The sequence below is a fragment of the Aquimarina aggregata genome (genome assembly GCF_001632745.1).
GTDB classification, from domain to species: Bacteria; Bacteroidota; Bacteroidia; order Flavobacteriales; family Flavobacteriaceae; genus Aquimarina; species Aquimarina aggregata.
Genome location: NZ_LQRT01000035.1, coordinates 292,837 through 313,524, shown reverse-complemented (window position 1 = coordinate 313,524; position 20,688 = coordinate 292,837). Strand labels below are relative to the sequence as shown.

Genomic DNA, 20,688 nt, shown 5'->3' with positions numbered 1-20,688 from the left:
AAATATAAAATGATGAATGTTTTATTATTGCATTACCATGTAGGTATTCATAGATTGTTTTAGGTTAAATTTTGGTACTACATTATTTTGAGGATCCGCAAACAAGTCTTTTACGTTAACAAAGTCTTTTGTGAATCTATTGTATTTAAGTATATCAAGTGATTCTTTTTTTAGTAATTGGTTTGTAACACTAACACCTTCGGCATGAATATTAAAGAAGCTATTATCCATCATGAATGATTTCTGGATTAAAGGTAAAGATGTGTATGATTTGTCAAATTGCACCACGTCAGAAAATCCGGATATTTTAGAGTTATGAATATAAGTCAACGCAGCATTAGAGGCAGATATAGCGGCACTAGTATGTTGATAGTTTGTTTTGTCTGATAAGTTTACTAGTGTAGCGTTAGTAATAGTGATATCTGTTACTTGATTAGGTCTGTTATAACCTAAATTTTTATTGTATCCATCAACCTCTATTGCATATGAGCCTTCGGGACTTGTGATGTATGGGTGACGTATAGCCATTATATTATCTAAGTTTCCTTTAAACCCTTCAGATAACTGGTAATCATCTTCCTGTGCTTTTAATGAAATAAGGTTTTGAACGTTATTTTTTCCTCCACGGAAATTAAATGAATCTTGACCAGAGTAGCTTACCATAACATTGTCAATAATAGATGAAGATCCAATACCGTATAATGATAATCCGTTAGAACCTTTTCTTCTTTTAGACGTATTTCCTGCAAACTCGATTCTTACGTGACTAAATATAGTTGTTTCTTCGTCTTGTTGATTTCCGCCGTATACAGAAAACTGCGGATTAAAATTACCTTCGATTACTCCGTTTCCAGAAGTGGTGTTAAGTTTTCCTGATCCAGCAATAAGAATTCCTCCCCAATCACCACTATTTCTTGATTTTGGACTCTTGTTAGATGTAAATACGATCGGATAAGCTTTAGATCCTAACGCAATCAATTTAGAGCCTTTGGTAACTATTAGATTAGCAGGGTTTTCGTGATCACATCTTATTATAGTACCTTCTTGTATTGTGAGTGTAACACCATTGGTAACATAAACATCACCAGACATAAGGTAAACTATATCATTTCTAAGATAAGTGTGATTGGCAATGATGTTTGGTAATTTCTCTTCAGCTTCTGGATAATCGGTTTTGTTGGGTGAAAAATTAGTCCAACCTTTAGTCCATTTATCACTGTCTTCATTAAAGTCTTGAGCTGTACTTGTGTACGAAGTTAGTAGTAATGTAAAAGCTGTAAGTAGAAAACATCTTTTTTTCATGATAATTTATTTTGGGGTTAATTTTTTTTGGAGGAAATTTCTTTCTACCAATTTTGGGACTACTAAGATATATGAGTTTTAGGAAATGTGGTTACGTGTTTACCGTAAATTTTGTACGTTTGTCGTTTAATTAACAGAAATTAGTAAATCATTATGAGTAAAATTCCTACGTATTTAGTTTCTATCTAGTTGATTGCCAAAAATTTATATTTTGTTTATTTATTTTACAAACTAGTTAAACAAAACGTGTTTTGAATCGTGAAATGAGTAAAATTAGGGGGATTTCCCCCTAATTTTTATGTCTTTTTACTCGTTTTTGAAGTATGGGATGTTCTATGTAAGTAGAAAAAAAAGGATAAAAGATGATTTGTTGATGAAATCTGGTGATTAAAATATAACTAAGAGGTGAGTTAAATATATTTAAAAAAGTCGATAAAAAACATACCTATATCCATAGGGATAAGTGTGGGTTATTCGGTTTTTTTATTTAAAGTTGAATTGATGTTTAACTATCGACCTAAGCGCATTTTTTTGATCACTTCTTCAAAGTATAAGATGGACCAGATAATATCGTCTGTATCAGAATATGGTACTAGCTTTTTAATAGTGTTTTCAGTATATTCAAATGCTCTGTCCGCAATTTCAATATTTTTTTCTACCACTTTAACATGATCAGAATCTGCTTGAATTCCTAAATCTTGTAAGCTTGTTCCTGGTTTATTTGTCAAAGATAAATAAGGAATTACAATAAATATTTCGCGAGTTCTCTCTAGGTATAACTTTATAAGATCTCCTTTGTTTAAATCTTGTAGCTCATCGATTGTGTGAAACCTACTTACGAGCTTGTCAGCTTTATAAAGAATAGCTGGATTTTTTCTGGATTGAGCAGTTAATGTACTAAGGCTCGAAATTAGTAATAATAATAGTATTAGTTTTTTCATTAGATTGGTTTATTAAGTTGTTGTGTAATTGCAAAATTACTGAATAACCATATAATTATTTATAGAATTTTTCAACGAAAATTGTGGATTACTTTTATCTAAAGGATCACTAAATAATTCTTCTGGATTTTTAAAAGTTTTAGTAAAACGATTGTACTTGAGTAGATTAAAAGTGCTATTAGTGATGCCGTTTTCAGTAATAACACCGTCTCTATGGATGTTAAAAAAGCTATTGTCCATCTTAAACCCTTTGTCAATCATTTTTAAGGTTGAAAAAGATTTATCCAATCGAACCACATCTGAAAAACCTGAGATATTAGAGTTGTTTATGTAAAGTTCTGCAAGATTTCTAATCGATATTGCCGATCTAGAATGTGTATAGTTTGTTTGATCTGTTAACGTTATTAAAGTAGCTCCTGTAATATCTACACTTGTAAGTTCTTGAGAATTTTTAAAACCAACTTTGCTATCATAACCATCGATCTCGATGGCAAAAGACCCATTTTTGCTTGTAATATATGGATGTTTAATGGCTAAAATGTTGACGAGTTCTCCTTTATACCCTTTAGTGAAATCAAAATCATCATCGTTAGATTTAAGAGAGATTAAGTTTTTTGCTGGTGATTTACCTGAATGCCATTCAAAAGAATCATCGGCAGAATAGCTCACCATTATATTTTCTATAATAGATTGACTTCCTAAAGCGTATAATGAAAGGCCATTGGTAGACTTTCCTGCGTACTCTATTCGTATGTACCTTAAAATTGTAGTCTCTTCATCTTCTTTTTCTCCACCAAATGCTGTGTACTTTGGGTCGAAATCCCCTTTTATAGTTCCTTCTCCTTCTATTAAATTAGAATTTCCTGAACCTATTATTGTTATTCCACCCCAATCTCCATTATTTCTTGAATATGCAGATTTACTTGATGTAAAAACAATTGGATATGCTTTACTGCCATTTGCAATTAGTTTTGCACCTCTCGTAACTACAAGATTTGCTGGGTTTTCAGCATCTCCTCTTAAAACAGTACCTTCCTGTATTGTTAAAGTAGCATTGTTGGTTACGTATATATCACCAGACATTAAATAAACGAAGTCATTTCTTAAATACGTGTCTTCTGATATTATATTAGGTAATGTTTTATCGTGATCTAGATATGTAGTTTTGTTAGGTTGAAAGTTTGTCCATCCTCTAACCCATTTCATGTTTGGATCAAAGCTATCGCTTTGTGCTAATCCAGAGAATACAATTGCCAAAAATAGTATTACGGTAGTTATGTATCTTGTTTTCATAATATAATCCTTTTATTGATGGTTTTAAGAAAGTTGACTTGTCAATAGAGTATTGTTAGAATCAATTTCAACTTTTTGTTTGATTGCTAAAGTCTATTGTTAAGTCGAGCGTTAAGGATTAAGATTACAAAATCAGATAATTATTAACATATTTTTTGGTTAATTAATAAAAGTAAAAGGAGACCTATGGGTACTTAAAACACAAAAGATCAGTAATTTTACTGATCTTTTGTGTTTCTGTTTAAAAGTTTCCATTAGGACCAATTCGTATTTTTTTTATGACATCTTCAAAATATAAAATCGCCCAAATAATTTTTTCGGTATCGGCATAGGGTATGAGTTCAGAAACCAGTTCGGTGTTGCTTTCTGAAGCTTTTATAGAGACCTCATGATGTTTGTCAAGAATTTTTAGGTGATTAGAGTCTTCTTTAATTCCGATATCTGCCAGTTTAACACCAGATTCATTTGTTAAAGCAAGATATGGTATTACGGTTGTTATTTCATTTACTCGTTTGGTATATAGTGAAATAAGTTCTCCTTTCTTTAAATTTTCAAGTTCATCTATGGTGTGAAATTTTCCAATTAAATTTTCTTGATCAAAAAAAACATTTTTTACTGATTGGCCATGGCTTAAATTTAATGATAGTATAGTAATAATCGTGATGCCAAATAATTTCATTATTGTAATTGTTTATTAATAAATAGTGTTGCTTGATTTATTGCATGACAGTATAGGTGTCAGAATCCTTTATAGTAAATTTAGGATGCTTTCGATGAAATGGATCTACAAATACATTATCCACAGCTTGAAAATGCTTAGTATACATATTGTATTTTAATAACTGATCGATATTTCCTATAGTAGCAAATTGAGACTTAGCAATGACTGTAGGGCCATGTACATTAAAGATACTGTTTTCGAGTAAGAATTTATTTTCTAAATCTGTATAGGATGTATATGAGGTGTCAAATAGAACCACATTAGCAAAACCAGATATTCTTGATTGTGTTACATTTAGTTTTGCCATGTTTTTAGAAGAAATGGCGGCAGTAGTGAATTTATAATTACTTATATCTGATAAGTTTATTAATGTTGCATTTTTAATGTGAATTTCGGATAATATTCTTGTTGCATCCAATCCACTTTTTGGATCATATCCATCGGCTTCTATAGCATAAGACCCACTACTATCACTTATATATGGGTGTCGAATAGCTAAAATGTTGTCTAACATACCAGTATATCCTAGTGTGAAATCATAATCATCATCTTTGGCTTTAAATGAAATCAAGTTATTCATATTTGCAGAACCCCCAAAAACCTCAAAAGAATCATCTGCAGAGTAACTTATCATTATATGATGAAGTATTGAGTTTTTTCCTAAAGCATAAAGTGATAAACCATTTAGTTCTTTAGATTGATTGATTTTTTTTCCTGCATATTCAATCCTAACATAGGACATTTCTGTGGTGTTTTCATCTTCTCTTGAACCGCCATATTCAGCATATTGAGGTAAAAAATTGCCTTCTACTGTTTTTGATGTTGCGGCATTTACTTTACCAGATCCAATAACTATTATACCGCCCCAATCTCCAGGATTTCGAGATCTTTTAGTGTTGTTAGAGGTAAAAACTATAGGTAAGGTTTTGGATCCTTTTGCAATTAATCTAGAGCCTTTGGTTACAACAAGACTAGAAGCATCTTCGGTATCACATCTAATAATAGTTCCTTCTTGAATAGTTAAGGTAGCATTGTCGATGATATATACATTTCCAGACATTAAGTAAACTACATCATTGCTTAAATAAGAATCAGTATTAATAATGTTTGGGAGTTTTTCTTCTGCTTCAGGATAGTCTTCGTGATTAGGATCAAAATTGGTCCAACCTTTCATCCATTTCATCTGATCGTCATAAGATTTTGTTTGTGAGAACGACAAAATAGTAAACAAAAAGATTGTAAAATTTACAATATTTAATTTCATAGCCAGGGGATTTAATTTTGACTTTGTAAAATCCCTAACCTAGTTTTAGTAAATATATTGCGACTAAAAAATAATAGTTTTTAACAAAATTAACTTAATTGTAGGAAACTACTTTATTGGTGTAATTAAGCTGCTGAAAAACCATAAAATATTGCAAGTGTTAGTTAATTTTTAGATTTGGTAGAATCTTTTTTCTTTTTCTTACTACCTAGAATACCTCCTAAAATACTTTTTGCCGTATTCTTTAAGGCGTCTTCGGTCTTGTTAGGTGAATCTGTTTTTGTAGAATCTTTTTTCTTTTTAGTCCCGCCTAATAAATCGGTAATAGCTTTTTGACCTTTGCCTACTAACTCGTCTTTTACTTTGGCTTTTTGCTTATTTACTATTTGTTGAGTAAGTTGTTTTACTGCTTGACCAGTATTTAAATTGATTTTAGGATTTGTGAAATTTCCTGAAATACCTACAGGCAAGCCAACAGTAACTGAGTTAGCTTCTTTTTCGTTAAGTTGAGACATTAAACTACCTACTTCGCTCCCTAAATATTTGGCAGGAACGTCTAAAGTAAGATTGTAATCCATACTTTGATCAAAACTATGGCTACCTCCGGCAGTAATCTTAATACCTTGTACATCAAAATTAAAAGGTTTTACATTGATTTTACCATCGTCAAAACTTAAATTGGTTTTAATATCTTTAAGATTCAACTTGTCGAGTTCAACAAAATTAAGTTGATTGTCTAATTTAGAAAGTAGCGGTGTTTTTCCAGTTCTTACCTGTGCGTTTAGGATTTCTGCAAGCGCTTTCCCTTTTAAAGAAGTAAGGACAGGCGTGAGGTTATCATTTAGTTTGCCATTAAGATTTATTTGTGTTGTAAGATTACCTGTTAATGCCTTGGCAATAGGAGCTAGGCCTTTTACAAGTTCTAAATTCTCGAATGACTTCACAATGTCTATCTTACTTAAATCTAAGGCCATGTCAAAAGTTGGAGTTTCAGATTTAGTAGATACATTTCCATTAAATGCGATGCCTCCGTCAAAAATATTAGACGTCACATTTTGAAGATACGCAGTCTCGTCTTTTATTTTTACTGTTCCTTTAGCATTTTCCAAAACCAAATTATCATATAGCACTTTTTTACTATCAAAATTTAAAGTAGCATCCAGAAAAGAAGGTATTTTCATAGTTTCTTCTTCATTTGTAGCTTCTGTATCTGTTGTTTGCCCTTCTGATTCCTCCTCACTAACCATAAAGTCACTTACAGCAAAGACATTAGAGTTAACATCAAAATCTCCTTTTAGATCCTGTTTTGCAAACAAAAACCCCATGAGATTAGTAATAGTTCCTTTTGCAGCTAAATCTGATTTACCCGTTGTAGCCTGCAGTTCATCTAATGAAATAGTTCCCGGATTAAAACTAACGTTAGCTTTATTAATGCTAATCTCATTGGGCAATTCCTCAGAGGCATATGTAAAATTTGAAATACTTGCTGTTCCCGAGCTTTTAACATTTTGGTATTGTTCTTTTTCTAGAGATAGCATATCAAAATGAGTTTTGATGTCGGCATTTAGAATACCATTTAATTGTTCTTCAAGTTGTAGAGGATACGCTTGATTAAGATTGGCAAGGTTTAAGGTTCCTTTGAGTGCCATATCTATAATCATATTTTTAGTAAGGTTTTTTAGATACCCCTTTGCTGCAAATGAATCTTGATCTATTTTAAAGGTTAGGTTACCAATATTTACGTACGTATCATCTACTAACCCTGTTTCATTTTTAATTTTTGTATCAATATTAATATTTTTAACAGCTTTAGGTAAGTCAGGGTATTTAAAAGATGCGTTATGCGAGATGATACTAATATCCATCGTAGGAATATGCGTGTCATCAGACTTCCCTTTTACTACGCCGGCAATTGAGAAATCCCCGCTTGTCTGAACTCCATCAAGATTTTTAGCATAAGTTTCAGGGATTACAGCTAGAAAATTTTTAAAATCTGAAGTAGGAGTCTTAAAACTAAGATCGACTTCAGTATATTTTTCAAATAATTGAACAAAACCAGTAAACTCTAATGGTAATCGATTAATCAGTCCTTTGTTTTCCCTAAACGTATATCGTTGATTTTTTAGATCTAATTCTATTTCGGCATCAAGTTGTAGTTTGTTTTTGTTGAGGTATTTAGTGCCATCAAGACCAAAAGATGCTTCTGTGATTGTATTTGTATTTAAAATAACGTTGTCGCCAGATACCGATCCATCACCGGTATGATTAAGTCCAGTCATTTCTAGTAGCATTTTACTTACATCATCTTGATATAAAATTCTACTATTGTTTATTTCATAATGCTCTAAGGCAAAAGTAAAACCATCTTCATTTTCCGTTTCTATTGGGTCTTCTGGAGTTACGTTATCTGATTTTGTAATATCTATGTTTGAATTTCCGATTGAATCTGTCTTAACAGCTATCAGAGCTTCATCTATAATAATTTTTTGTACACTAATAGCTTCAGAAGCATCTTTGAAAAGCTCGTTTATAGACATGTCTAACGCTATTTTTTTTGAGTATGCTAACGTGTCTCCTTCGAAAGGAGCGTAGTTGATTACAGAAAGTTCGTCAATTACTACAGATGCATTAGGGAAACTTCTTAATAGACTAATATCAACATTTGCAAAATCAACTTTTGCGTTTACATGTTCATTTACTAAATACCGAACTTTATCCTGAATGGTCCCTTTAAATAGAAAAGGGATAGAAATAATTGTGATGATTAACAACAGTATAACAATACCAAGAATTTTGAGGGCTTTTTTCATGACTTTATTTTATGAGAATAAGACTTCTTATGTAAAGAAACTGCATACAAAGATACTATGTTGCTTTAGATACGTTAACTATTTGTTAGATTTTAAATTTCTAAAGATAACTCGCCTCCTTCTTTCAGCTTAAAGCGCTTTCTGAACAAATGAACAAATAGGTATAAAATAGGTGTGTCGAGAGCCGCTACGAGGACCTTAAATAGAAAACCATTGAGTAATAAAAAACCAAAACGATCCCATTCGATTATACCTGCAAAACATAGTAATAGTAATACCGTAAATGTGTCGATAAATTGAGAGGAAAATGTAGAAAAATTATTACGAATCCATAAATGTTTGCCTTTAGTAGTTCGTTTCCAAAAATGAAAGATTTGGATATCAATATATTGAGCAAAAAGATACGCCATCATAGATGCAAAAACAGCGATTACAGTGGCTCCAAAAACACTGTCAAATATTTCGTCATTTATAGGTGACCATGATGTAGCAGGAACAGCCGATGATACTGATACAATTAGTAATGAAAAAAAAGAAGCAAATATCCCTGCGGTGACAACTTGATTGGCTTTGCGTTTTCCAAAAATTTCACTAATAATATCAGTAATTAAAAAAGTTATAGGATAAGGAAGAATACCTACCGAAATTTCAAAAGTATATATGCCAAAAAAATCCCAATGAAAAAACTTTTGAAAAATTAGATTTGAAACTACTAATGATGAAATAAAAAGCGAAGCGAGAATAAGATAAATTCGATATGCTGCTTGTTTGTCCTTAAGATTAAGTGAAGTTTCTTTCAAAATAGAATAGTTGATAATACTTCACAAAAAAATAAGGTGAAGTGATTTTGTTTTGCTTAATTTGCTTCTAAAATAAGGAGTTCTTGCCAGAATATAAATATCCAACCTTGAAAATAGCACATCAAATACATATTTCATTAGGAAGTAATATGGGAAATCGCTTAGATTTCATCCAGAAAGCAGCCAATGAAATTTATAATACGATTGGGGATATAGTTTCTATCTCTAATGTTTATCAAACACCAGCATGGGGTTTTAGTAGTGATGATTTTTATAATGCATGTATTTGCGTAGAGACATTTTATACAACCACAAAGGTTTTAGATAAACTTATGGCTATCGAAACTTTTTTAGGTAGAAATAGAAATAATATAGATGGGTATGAACCAAGAACAATCGATCTTGATATTATTCTCTCTTCTGAAGGATGTATTGATACACCAAATCTAATAGTTCCTCATTCTTCAATGCAAGATCGAAAATTTGTTTTACAACCTCTTGTTGATATCGCAAAAGACAAAGAACATCCTGTATTTAAAAAATCTATAAAACAGTTACTTTTTGATACATCTGATACCTCTGAAATTTTAAGATTGAATGAAAAAATTAAGAACCCTAAAGAGGCGTATCGATTATCTCAATTTCAATACCTTACTGTTGAAGGTAATATAGGTGCTGGTAAAACAAGTTTAGCTAAACTAATTGCAAGCGAATTTAATGCAAAACTTGTCTTGGAACGCTTTGCAGATAATCCGTTTTTACCTAAATTTTATGAGGATATGGAGCGATACGCATTTCCTTTAGAGATGTCTTTTCTTGCAGATCGTTATCAGAGAATGCAAGATGATATTGCACAATTTGACTTGTTTACAGATTTTGTGGTAAGTGATTACGATGTTTTTAAATCATTAATTTTTGCTAAAGTTACACTGCAAGAAGAAGAGTTTAAATTGTATAAAAAAGTTTTTGATCTCATGTATGTTAATCTTCCAAAACCAGGACTATACGTGTATTTATATCAAAATACAGAACGTCTTCTCGAAAACATTAAGAAAAGAGGAAGAGCCTATGAGCAAAAAATACCCTCTGAATACTTAGACAAAATAAACAAAGGATACTTGCAGTTTATAAAATCCCAATCAGAACTCAAAGTTAAGATTATAGATGTATCAACGTTAGACTTTATTGCTAATCGTACCGATTATATCTCAATTTTAAGTGAAATTTCTAAGGTTTCTTAATTTAGATTATTAAATAAAAAATCGCGAATTTCTGTATTACAAGTAGGACATCTAAATATGATATCATGTCCTGCACTTTGAACAGCGTTTAGTTTATTTGTAATACTCTCTGCATCTGCTTTTCTATGAATTGGTCCAGAACCTTTTAACCCAGTACCAGTACCTTCAAAAGCTACTGTGGCATCATTGGTGCCATGTATGCTATAGACAATAGGGTCTTCTTTTTGTATAAAATCAGTACTTATAATAGCGCCAGAAATATTGATGACACCTTTAACCTCTGATGAAAATCCAGGGTTTCCGCTATCTCCTTCAAATCCACCATTAGCATCAAATAATGGGGAAAGGAAAGGATTAACAGTTTGTATTTCTTCTTTTGAGTTTATGTATCCAACATGTAATGCTGTAATAGCCCCAGCAGAGTACCCTCCTACAAAAACATTGTCTACATCTATTTTATAGGTATTGTTTTCTGCATTGTCTTTTCTGAAGTACCTAACCGCTGCTCTCATATCACTTATAGCTTGGATGGTACCTACTGTACTGGTATTTGTGTTTACATTAATGTCTATAAGTCTATATGAAATTAGTCCAACGACATAACCCGATTTGCTCAACATTTGTGCTAACCCCAGGTTTTTAAATTGATCTTTAGAGCCGTTTATAAAACTACCACCATGCGCAAGAATAACTAAAGGGCGTTTTGTTTCGGTATCACCTTTAGGTGTATAAATATCCATATCAAGATCTTTTGTTACTCCTCCTTGGGTAGTGTTGTTACCATAAATTACAGTAGCAACTTCAAAATCAGTAAATACCTCTTTATTGTAACGATCCGGATCAGTATTTGTATCACCAGTAGTACCGGTTGTTCCTGTATTACCTGTATTCCCAGTCGTACCAGTAGTTCCTGTGCTTCCTGTATTTCCGGTTGTACCTGTGTTTCCAGTGTCACCTCCATCAATAGGTGTATTAGACTCATCATTAGAGCAAAATGAAAGCGTAATTAAACAAAGTAAAAGTAAGGTGATCTTCTTAAGCATGATATCTAATTTGTAATAATTAATGGTGTAACTATAAACAGGTTAATATTAATTAAATTGTATAGATGATATACCTAATGTAATATTTTCAATAAGTTTATGAGTATACTATTAAAGATCAACGTGTATCATCTTACTGTTTTATGTTTTTTGGAGTTCTTGGGCTACTTCTTGTACTTTGTCAAGCACACGTAGTAGATTACCGCTCCATAGTTTTTCAATTTGCTCTTCGGTATAACCGCGCTTTACTAACTCTAATGTAACATTAAAAGTTTCGGAAGCATCACTCCAACCTTCAATACCACCACCTCCATCAAAATCAGAACTGATTCCTACATGATCAATGCCAATTTTAGTGACCATATAATCAATATGATTAACAAAGTCTACTACATCTACAGCTGGGGGTAGATTGGTCATTTTTTTTATCTTTTCTCTTCTAATAGCAGCCATTTTGCCTAAGAAATCATAATACGTTTCTTTTTGCTCTGTATTAAGTTTGATGATTTCTTCGCGTTCCAACCAAGTGACTCCCATAGAGTCGGCTATTTGTTTTGCAATAGCTACTTCTTCTACAACTCTTTTTTCGAATTTCTCGGTATTTAGATATGAGGTAAAAGCAACTGTTTGTACCACACCTCCATTTTCTTTAAGCCATTGTAATTGTTCATCGTCTAAATTTCTACTATGATTACATAAAGCTCGAGCAGAAGAATGTGAAGCTATGATAGGTGCTTTTGATAGTTGAATCATCTGGCGCATAGATTCTTTTGAAGGGTGGGATACGTCGATCATAATCCCCCATTTATTCATTTCAACAATAACCTCTTTACCTAATTCGCTTAATCCGTTATGTAACCAGACCCCGTCAGCTTCTCCCGTATTTGAATCACAAAGTTGACTATGTCCATTATGTGATAAGGACATGTATCTCGCACCTAATTCATGAAATTTTTTCACATTAGAAATATCGGTACCTACAGGATACCCATTTTCAATACCAATCATAGCAACTTTTTTGTTTTTACTATGAATTCTTTTTACATCATCAGATGTTAAGGCTAATTCTATTTCATTAGGAGCTATATCTTCTACAAGCTTATGGATTGCATTAAATTTTGATAAAGCAACTTCATGTGCTTTAGCAAATCCTTTTGTGGTTAATGAATCTTGACCGGTATAAACGATAAACCAGGCAACATCTAAACCTCCTTTTTTCATTTTTGGTAATGTGATCTGTGTGCCTAGGTCCTGAGTATAATTAATCGAATCTGTAAAGTTTTTAATATTGATATCGCAATGCGTGTCTAGTGTAATCACTTTGTTATGTATAGCTTTTCCTTTATCAATAAGGATCTGATCCTTAGAAACTGTTTGTTGAATTTTAGTTTTGCTTTCTTGTTTACATGAAAATAAAAAAATAACAGAATAGGTAAAAAACAGGAAAATATTCTTCATAGTAATTGAGCTTGTGTGAATGTTGTACACATTAAACATACAAAACAAATCTTAAATCAAAATGCTGAGCGACTCTTAAATTTTCAAGACAAGGTTTCTATTTGAGGATTATTTTTAGATATTTTTCGTTTGAAAAAAGAAACTTCAGGTTTATCTACAATCATTACAAATAAAGGTATCAATGCATGTGGCAGTCTAATAAGTACTTCCCAAGTCCATTGATTAAAAGAATTCCATAAAAATTCAATATGAAAATGTCCTACTAAACGCGCGATCGCTGTTAAACCACCCCAAATAAAGGCGTAGATTAATGCAGGATATGAAATTCGCGGAATAAAAATAGCTATTGCAATTACAAAATCAAGAATTCCTGCTATTTTTAGCATAGCATGTGCACTTGGTTCGCTAATTGGTAATGTGTTTAAAGTCATGTCAATAAACGTTCCAGGTCTTGGGTAATATCCTACAGCGTACAACCCATGACAACTAAAGGTTAGAGCAATTGCGATGAGAGCTATTAAGCGTATTTTTTTAAACTCTATGGTTGTAAATAAAACCATATAAAAAAGTACAGGGGACATAAATTGAATCATATATTCAAAAAATTGACCTACATGAAGAAATTTTTCCTTGCAATATAAAATAGCCAATATAAGGAGTCCGAAACTACCACCTAATAGAAATGCTTTTCCTAGTCTTTTCATATTTGGTTTTATAAATAATGCTACTATAGCACATAATAAATACAATACGCCTACAGTTTTTGTAAAAAGACCTATTCCGGTATCTGCAGCTAGGCTAGTGACATATTCGTGCCAAGAAGTATTGAAAACATTTTCTACAATACCTTTTAAGATAGCTTCATCCCATAACAATGTTCTGTATGGTGGATCCCATACCAAATGTTGATATGCTCTTCCTAAAAAAATTAGAAAAGTCGAAATTCTTAAAATAGAAATGAGTCTGGGATCAATAGTATTTGAATTATTCATGACGTGTTATACTAAAGTTGATTAAGAGATACTAAAAATAAATAAAAAATTGGCGTTGACTATTGCGCTATTGAATAAAAAACAATTGCTTAACACTTAGGCTTGCAATAGTCAAAATTGTTTAAGATTATTTATTTAGAAAACTGCCTGGAAAATATTCTCCAGACAGTTTTAAAAAAAAGACTAAAAATTACTTGTTTTACTTTTTAAGTATTTTTTCGGTAATTTCTCCTTTACCGGTTTTGATTACAATAAAATATATTCCCGAGCTTAGCTCATCAACATTGTATGCTGCGGTTTCAGCTGTGAAAATAATACGATCCACTATATGTCCAGACATATCTTTAATCACAGCTTCTGCTTTTTGTGCTTTGTTGTAATTTGGATACGTTAGATGCAATACTCCATATTTTATTGGATTTGGATGGATTATCAGAGATTTTTCAGTGATAGTTTGATTTTTGGCTGATGCAATGTTGTTTGCTTGAGTTAATGATGTTCTTATCGTATGTGGATTATTAATGGTAACAACACTCCCCCCAGTAGGGTTCCAGATATCAATGTTTGTTGGTAATGTAAATTGATTTACATCACTTAATTGACCTACTGAATTTGCGTTATCGACTTTAACAGTTCTAAGTTCGATCTTATTTTGATCAATCCATAACCATTTAAATTGGTTAAATGATCCCGCTGCTTTAGTCCAACTTTTACTATCATTAGCACTCCTTAATGGTGCACCCCAACAACCTTCACCAACATATATTGCTCGCTTAGGATCTGTATCAGCTCTTGTGAACCCTTCATCACTACCGCTTCCGGTAGATGGTTTGATTGGCCATGTACGTTTAACAACATGTGAATCGCTTTCCATAACTAATTGAACGGCATTGGCATAAAAAGGTTTAGACCATGCTTCGTATTGATCATTTTGTTCTGATTTGCCAGATTGATGAGGTCTTGTTGCTCTATGGTACTGTGCTACAGCCCAAGTGTGATTGGCAGATTGTGCCGCTAGATCATTAGCAAGCCAAGTACCTTGTGTTCCTCCTGGAGTTACCTCTGTATTTAGTGTGTATGTTCGCATTAAATTACCTCCAAAACTTAAGGCATAGAATTCTCCTCCAGCTGCAGTAGGGATATCAAATAAGTCTCTAATGTCATTTGAACTTTCATGATTACCTCGGGCAGCAACTACAGGTATCATTCTTCCGTCGGTGCCAATAGTTAATTGCCAGTCATTCATCCAGTTTTTCCACTGAGAACTAGAAGAAGAACTCGTCATATCTCCTCCAAAAAACACGGCATGAGGTCTGATCTTGGCAACTAGCTTATTTGCATTTTGCCTTGGAGTACGATTATTTCTTGAATCTCCTCCAGCTACAATGGATAATCTGGTATTAGGATTATTAGGAGCTGTTTTAAACCAGTATCGTTTAGATACCCCTTCACTATCTTTAATCACAAAATAGTATGCAGTGTCAGGAAGTAATCCAGTTATTCTTGCGTATCGATTATTCATTCCTTTGCTTGAGACACTTCTGTCTACGACCTTAATAGAAGGATAAGAGCTATAGCTCGTTCCAAAATCAGTTGGTCCATAGTGTACTACAGGATTAGTTCCTCTAACTTGATTCCAACCTATAACCATAGTAGTTGATGGATCTTCTCTCCAGGTTAATCGGTATTTCTCTGTCGAAGTACTTATCTGGATTACTTCAGTAAAAGTTGCTGTTACGGTTTTATTAGTATTTATGGTTAAAGACTGTGGGTTAATACTTCCAGAAAGATCTCCGGTCCATCCTGTAAATTCCCAACCAGTTGCAGCGATTGCCTGAACATTAACTACTTCTCCTGAATCGTATGTTCCTGAACCACTTATAGATCCTTGACCTATCGTATTTGTCGTTAATGTATAACGTAATGCACTTGTTGTAACGCTAAGAGTATTACTGTTGCCAGAAACATTTCCAGCTGCATCTTTAGCTTTAACTGTGAAACTATATCTAGTTTCTGCAGTAAGTCCAGTTACTGTATAGTTAGTATTCACTGCCGAATCAATAAGTATACCTTCTTGAAAAATATCATACCCTGTGACACCAGCATTATCTGTGGCAGCAGTCCAGCTCAACTTGAGACTGGTTTGTGTGATGTTAGAAGAAGTAAGCCCGGTTGGCGTAGTAGGTACTTGCGTGTCAGGTGCAGGAGCTGCCGTAGTTACTGTAACAATATTACTATCTACAGAAATATTTCCAGCAGCGTCTTTGGCTTTTACTGTGAAGTTGTATACAGTCTCAGCAGTAAGTCCATTAACAGTATAAGCTGTTGTTGCACTGGTTCCAATTTTAGTAGAGCCTCTAAAAATATCATATCCAGTTACTGCTACATTGTCTGTAGCTGCTGTCCACGATAAGTCCAGATTTACATCGGTTACATTAGAAGCAACTAATGTTGTTGGCGCAGTTGGTGCTTGTGTGTCTGGGGGTGGCAATGTAGTTACCGATAAAGCACTACTAGCTGCAGAAACATTTCCAGCCTCATCTTTTGCTGTAATCGTAAAATTGTATACGGTATTAGCAACAAGTCCAGTAACACTAAAGTTTGGAGTAGTGTTTGTGCCGATACTTGTTCCATTTTGGAAAACCTCATATCCAGTTACTCCAACATTGTCTGTTGCTGCAGTCCAGGAAAGATCTGTTGTTGTTACTGTAGTGTTAGAAGCGATTAAATCCACAGGAACACTAGGTGCCTCTGTATCTGGAACAACAATTTCTGATCCTATAATTTGAAATTTTATGTCCTTACCATCATTGTCACCTGATTTGTAATATGTGCCATCAGGATAGGTATTACCTCCAGAATACTCTAAATAGTACTTGTTACCATTAGATCCATTATTTTCAAAATTCAGGTAATAAGTAGTTCCCGCTACTAAAGGCCCCACTGGTGAAGCAAAAGCGATTTCATATTTTGTAAAACTACTTCCTTCTGAGGTGTTATTGATTTCTGAAGCTTTAATATTTTTAATACTTCCTGATATGGATCCATTATTAACTGCAGTACCAACGTTAAATTCTAGATCGGCATTAGGAGCATCCTTATCTTTGGATAAGTATACAACTACTTTATTAATGAAATAATCAGAAGTAGTATATTTAAAAGATTGTGCACCACTTTGACCATCGTTTACTTCTATTTTATCTCCACCAGAAGTATTTTCTACAAGAGTCTGTTCGGTAACGACCACTATTTGGTTTGTAGTAACATTTATTGTAGTACTATTTTCAGAGGCATTACCCGCTGCATCCTTAGCTTTTATTGTAAAACTATAAGTCGTTTCTGCGGTAAGACCAGTAACATTAAAATTCGTAGAGTTGGTTGTACCTATGCTAACATCATTACGAAATACTTCGTATTCTAGAACACCAACATTGTCACTTGCTGCTGTCCAAGATATGTCAAGTGTAGTTGAACCTATATTTGAGGCAGTCAAACTCAAAGGAACAGAAGGAGCCTCTGTATCAATTATGAATGATGCTATTTTTAAATTATCAATAGCTATATCACTTCTAAAACCTGATCCAGTAGTTCCTTTTAATTGTAATTGGATTACAGAATTGCTATAAGTTGATAGCGAAATTGATTGTGAGTTCCAGTTATTTCCTTGATTACCGCTCTTTGTCCAGATGTTTGTCCATGTAGCACCATTGTCTGTTGATACAAGTATTTCTAAGGTTCCCATATTCGAACCATACATGTGATAATCAAAGCTAAGTTCTGAGTTTGATTGACCAGAAAGGTCAATGCATGGACTAGTTAAGATGGCAATTTTATTAGGGAATCCATTTCCATTTCCACTAGCTTCGGTATAAATATAATTATTACCATCTGAAGCGTTAGAAGGTCCTGTTCTTGAAGAAGGAGTGCCATTGCTGTCTATTGTCCAATTGATATCGTCATTAGATCCTTGGGTCCATAAACCAAGATTGCTTTCAAAACTTTCATTATAAGGAAAATTAGTTATTCCAGTACAGGATGGTATAGGTGATGTTGTAACATTGAGAGTATTACTACTATTGGATACGTTACCTGCAGCATCTTTAGCTTTAACGGTAAAATTGTACGTAGTATTGGCAACTAAGCCAGTAATGTTAAAACTGGTAGTCGATGTTGTTCCTACGCTCATACCATTTTGAAATACTTCATATTCGGTCACACCTATGTTATCGGTTGAAGCTGTCCATGAAAGACCAGTACTGGTTTGAGTACTATTTGAAGCAGAAAGTCCATTGGGAGCAGAAGGTGCTTCATTATCAGGAATAGGAGCAGAAGTAGTAACAGATATAGGGCTGCTGCTTGCAGATGAATTACCTGCTGCATCTTTGGCTTTGATAGTAAAGCTATAACTAGTAGATGGAGTAAGACCTGTTATACTTAAATTCGTAGTAGCTACTGTTGCTATACTAGAGCCATTTTGAAATATTTCATAAGCGGTTACTCCTACATTATCGGTAGAGGCTGTCCATGATAAGTCAGTGCTGTTGGTAGTTGTGTTAGTAGCTGTAATAGAAGTAGGAACACTAGGTGTTTCTGTATCAGAATTTACAATTACGCCATTAACGATTAATGAGAATTCTTGTGAACCATTAGTTAATGTTCCTTTATGAGTTACTGTAACTGTATAACTGCCCGCAGATAGTACAGCATCTATTTTTTCTACATTGTCTCTAAAGTTATCTCCTTTTTGTGCTGGAGCTGTATAATTGTTAAACGCCGAATTAGGAACCATTACCCATGGTGAGTAGGTCTTGTTATTGCCTGTTACGCGAACATCAAGGTCATTAACTAACACGGGATTAGTTCCAGAACTAATTTGCCCCGCGGGGTCATTCCACACAATGGTTAATGCTAACGGGGTTGAGCCATCAGAATTAATAGTTCTGGTGTATGTATCTCCATTATTTAAGGTTAATTCATCCATTATAGATGTATTACCATTGTTTGAAATTATCTGTGCAGCTCTTTCAGCATTCACCAATCCCCATCCTCCAGAAAAGTCAGGACCATCATTTGCACCTATTTCGTCTACAGCATCTATGATTAGACCTTTTGCTGTAGCCGCTCTCATGTATACTCCGTTAAGGTTTTTATAATGTTGTTGTAACAACGCGATGGTTCCAGCAGTTGCAGGTGTAGACATAGAAGTACCACTTTTGACTCCATAATCAGAATTACTGCCCGAGTCAGAAGAGTATACTTTGCGCCCATTATTTGTTATATCAGGTTTAATTCTCCAGTCATTCGAAGGACCAAAAGAACTTGACTTTGATAGTGTAACTGAAGATGGACCAGTATAATTTGATACATCCTCTGAGTTAGCAACAACTAATAGGTTTTTTGCTAGTTGATTGGTGAATATAACTCCATACTTACTTCCGTTCCCTTCATTTCCGGCAGATTTACAATGTAGATAGAAAGGGGCATTGTAGGTTACATTATCCATATCACGTGCATTAGCATCATATACACCATCAGACCCATTAGGTGTATTTGAATTGTTAGCAAGGATACCACCAGCAGCGGCAAAAGCGGCAGCTTCACCGACCATTCCGGATGCGCTGTAATTTTTTATGCGAGCCGCAGATGCCATCCCTCTCGCTTTGGGATCAATGCCGGCAGCAATTAAAGTACCGCCAGTATGGGTGCCGTGACTAGTTACACTTGCGTCGTCTCCAGCAGAGGCGCGTCCTTCAAATTCTTGATGACTGGCTCTTGCCTTGCCTCGTTCCCACACACCTATTTCAATGCCTGCTCCATTAAGATTCAGACCAGATGAACCGCCTGTCCAGATTTTATCTGTACGGCCACTAATAGCAGCTTCTATGTTATCATCATATGCATAGACTGGTTGTCCTTTTTGATCAAACGAATATAATACGCCGATTCGACCATCTTTTTTGATTTTTGTTAATGGTGTTTTTTGTCTTGAAGATTTTGCATTAATAGTTTTGTTTAAATAAGAAGCATCTGTAATAATCTTTTGTAATGCTTGGGTATTGGTTTGTCTTTTGATGTAATTTCTATCACTACTACTTTGTGCATTAATGAATATTGAAAACAAGAAAAAGACAAGGAGTAAAGTTGTACTCTTTTTTAGTTTCATGACCAGTGTGTTTAAATTAAAATTGATTATGTAATTGATGTATTATTTTAATTAATATGTTTTACATGATTTATTAATAGAAAGGGTATTCGGTAGTTTTTGATTTCACAAGCGATACTTTAAGAGTGATTATTGGGGTGCATGTTTTTTGCGAGTTCTACATGTTATTTGTGAAGAAATATTTCGGTTTTACAATGTTGAGATCAGCAACGATTTGTTTGATTTACGGCATGTTAACGATCCTACGGATTGTAGGCTTTTGTAGTTTTTATAGATAAAGAGTGTCTAAAAAAGCAATACTAAATTGTTACAACAAGATTTTGGAGCTTTACATGCATAGTATGATAGTTAAACACTTTTGTTTCTGTATAAGGTGTAGGCGTAACTATCAATTTTTATATGTAGGAGCTAATTAGAAAAACAATAAAGGTCGCTGATTTAATAGATCAATATATCTAATAATGCCTTTAATGTTCTAGTCGGTTTGATAAAGTTTGTGGTTTCATGAGTCGATTTGTGGTTTGCGTTAATATTTGGTTCAAAATTAGTTACTTAATGTCATTTGTTTTACGACTTTTATCAAAGAGGTATATGATATTGATCAACCAATTTATTGATAAAAATCAATTTTTTTATTGTTGCTATTCAATTAAGAACTTT

12 protein-coding genes are annotated in these 20,688 nt (G+C 33.5%); 1 reads left to right on the top strand and 11 read right to left on the bottom strand.

Annotated features, from left to right (window positions below):
- Positions 1-24 precede the first annotated feature (24 nt).
- From AWE51_RS19690 to AWE51_RS19660, 7 genes are all read right to left on the bottom strand, one after another.
- Positions 25-1,302 carry a hypothetical protein gene (locus tag AWE51_RS19690; protein ID WP_066317144.1) on the bottom strand — a complete coding sequence of 426 codons (1,278 nt, stop codon included), beginning with the start codon at positions 1,300-1,302 and terminating at the stop codon, positions 25-27.
- A gap of 509 nt (positions 1,303-1,811) precedes the next feature.
- Positions 1,812-2,243, bottom strand: coding sequence for a hypothetical protein (locus AWE51_RS19685; protein ID WP_066317142.1), 432 nt, complete (start codon positions 2,241-2,243; stop codon positions 1,812-1,814).
- Between the two features lie 36 nt (positions 2,244-2,279).
- Positions 2,280-3,536: a hypothetical protein gene (locus AWE51_RS19680; protein ID WP_066317140.1), complete on the bottom strand. Its 1,257-nt coding sequence runs from the start codon at positions 3,534-3,536 to the stop codon at positions 2,280-2,282.
- Positions 3,537-3,777: 241 nt separating this feature from the next.
- Positions 3,778-4,215, bottom strand: coding sequence for a hypothetical protein (locus tag AWE51_RS19675; RefSeq protein ID WP_066317138.1), 438 nt, complete (start codon positions 4,213-4,215; stop codon positions 3,778-3,780).
- Between the two features lie 37 nt (positions 4,216-4,252).
- Positions 4,253-5,521 carry a hypothetical protein gene (locus AWE51_RS19670; RefSeq protein ID WP_066317136.1) on the bottom strand — a complete coding sequence of 423 codons (1,269 nt, stop codon included), beginning with the start codon at positions 5,519-5,521 and terminating at the stop codon, positions 4,253-4,255.
- A 164-nt stretch (positions 5,522-5,685) separates the two neighbouring features.
- The gene (locus AWE51_RS19665) at positions 5,686-8,331 is read right to left on the bottom strand and encodes an AsmA-like C-terminal region-containing protein (RefSeq protein ID WP_066317130.1); all 2,646 of its coding nucleotides are present in this window, start codon (positions 8,329-8,331) and stop codon (positions 5,686-5,688) included.
- Positions 8,332-8,423: 92 nt separating this feature from the next.
- Positions 8,424-9,131, bottom strand: a complete 708-nt coding sequence (locus AWE51_RS19660) for a queuosine precursor transporter (protein ID WP_066317128.1) — start codon at positions 9,129-9,131, stop codon at positions 8,424-8,426.
- Positions 9,132-9,214: 83 nt separating this feature from the next.
- On the opposite strand from AWE51_RS19660, the gene folK reads away from it, so the two are divergent.
- A complete protein-coding gene (gene folK, locus AWE51_RS19655; protein WP_262482907.1) occupies positions 9,215-10,372 on the top strand; it encodes a 2-amino-4-hydroxy-6-hydroxymethyldihydropteridine diphosphokinase in 1,158 nt (385 codons plus the stop codon).
- Here folK and AWE51_RS19650 read toward each other — a convergent pair.
- From AWE51_RS19650 to AWE51_RS19635, 4 genes are all read right to left on the bottom strand, one after another.
- On the bottom strand, positions 10,369-11,415 hold the full coding sequence (locus AWE51_RS19650) for an alpha/beta hydrolase (protein ID WP_066317126.1): 1,047 nt from the start codon (positions 11,413-11,415) through the stop codon (positions 10,369-10,371). The two genes, folK and AWE51_RS19650, sit on opposite strands and share 4 nt — an antisense overlap.
- Positions 11,416-11,556: 141 nt before the next feature.
- Positions 11,557-12,873 carry a dipeptidase gene (locus AWE51_RS19645; RefSeq protein WP_066317122.1) on the bottom strand — a complete coding sequence of 439 codons (1,317 nt, stop codon included), beginning with the start codon at positions 12,871-12,873 and terminating at the stop codon, positions 11,557-11,559.
- 83 nt (positions 12,874-12,956) lie between these two features.
- Entirely contained in the window at positions 12,957-13,865 is a 909-nt protein-coding gene (locus AWE51_RS19640) for a hypothetical protein (protein ID WP_066317120.1), read from the bottom strand.
- A gap of 199 nt (positions 13,866-14,064) precedes the next feature.
- Positions 14,065-20,028, bottom strand: a complete 5,964-nt coding sequence (locus AWE51_RS19635; RefSeq protein ID WP_066317118.1) for a fibronectin type III domain-containing protein — start codon at positions 20,026-20,028, stop codon at positions 14,065-14,067.
- Positions 20,029-20,688 lie beyond the last annotated feature (660 nt).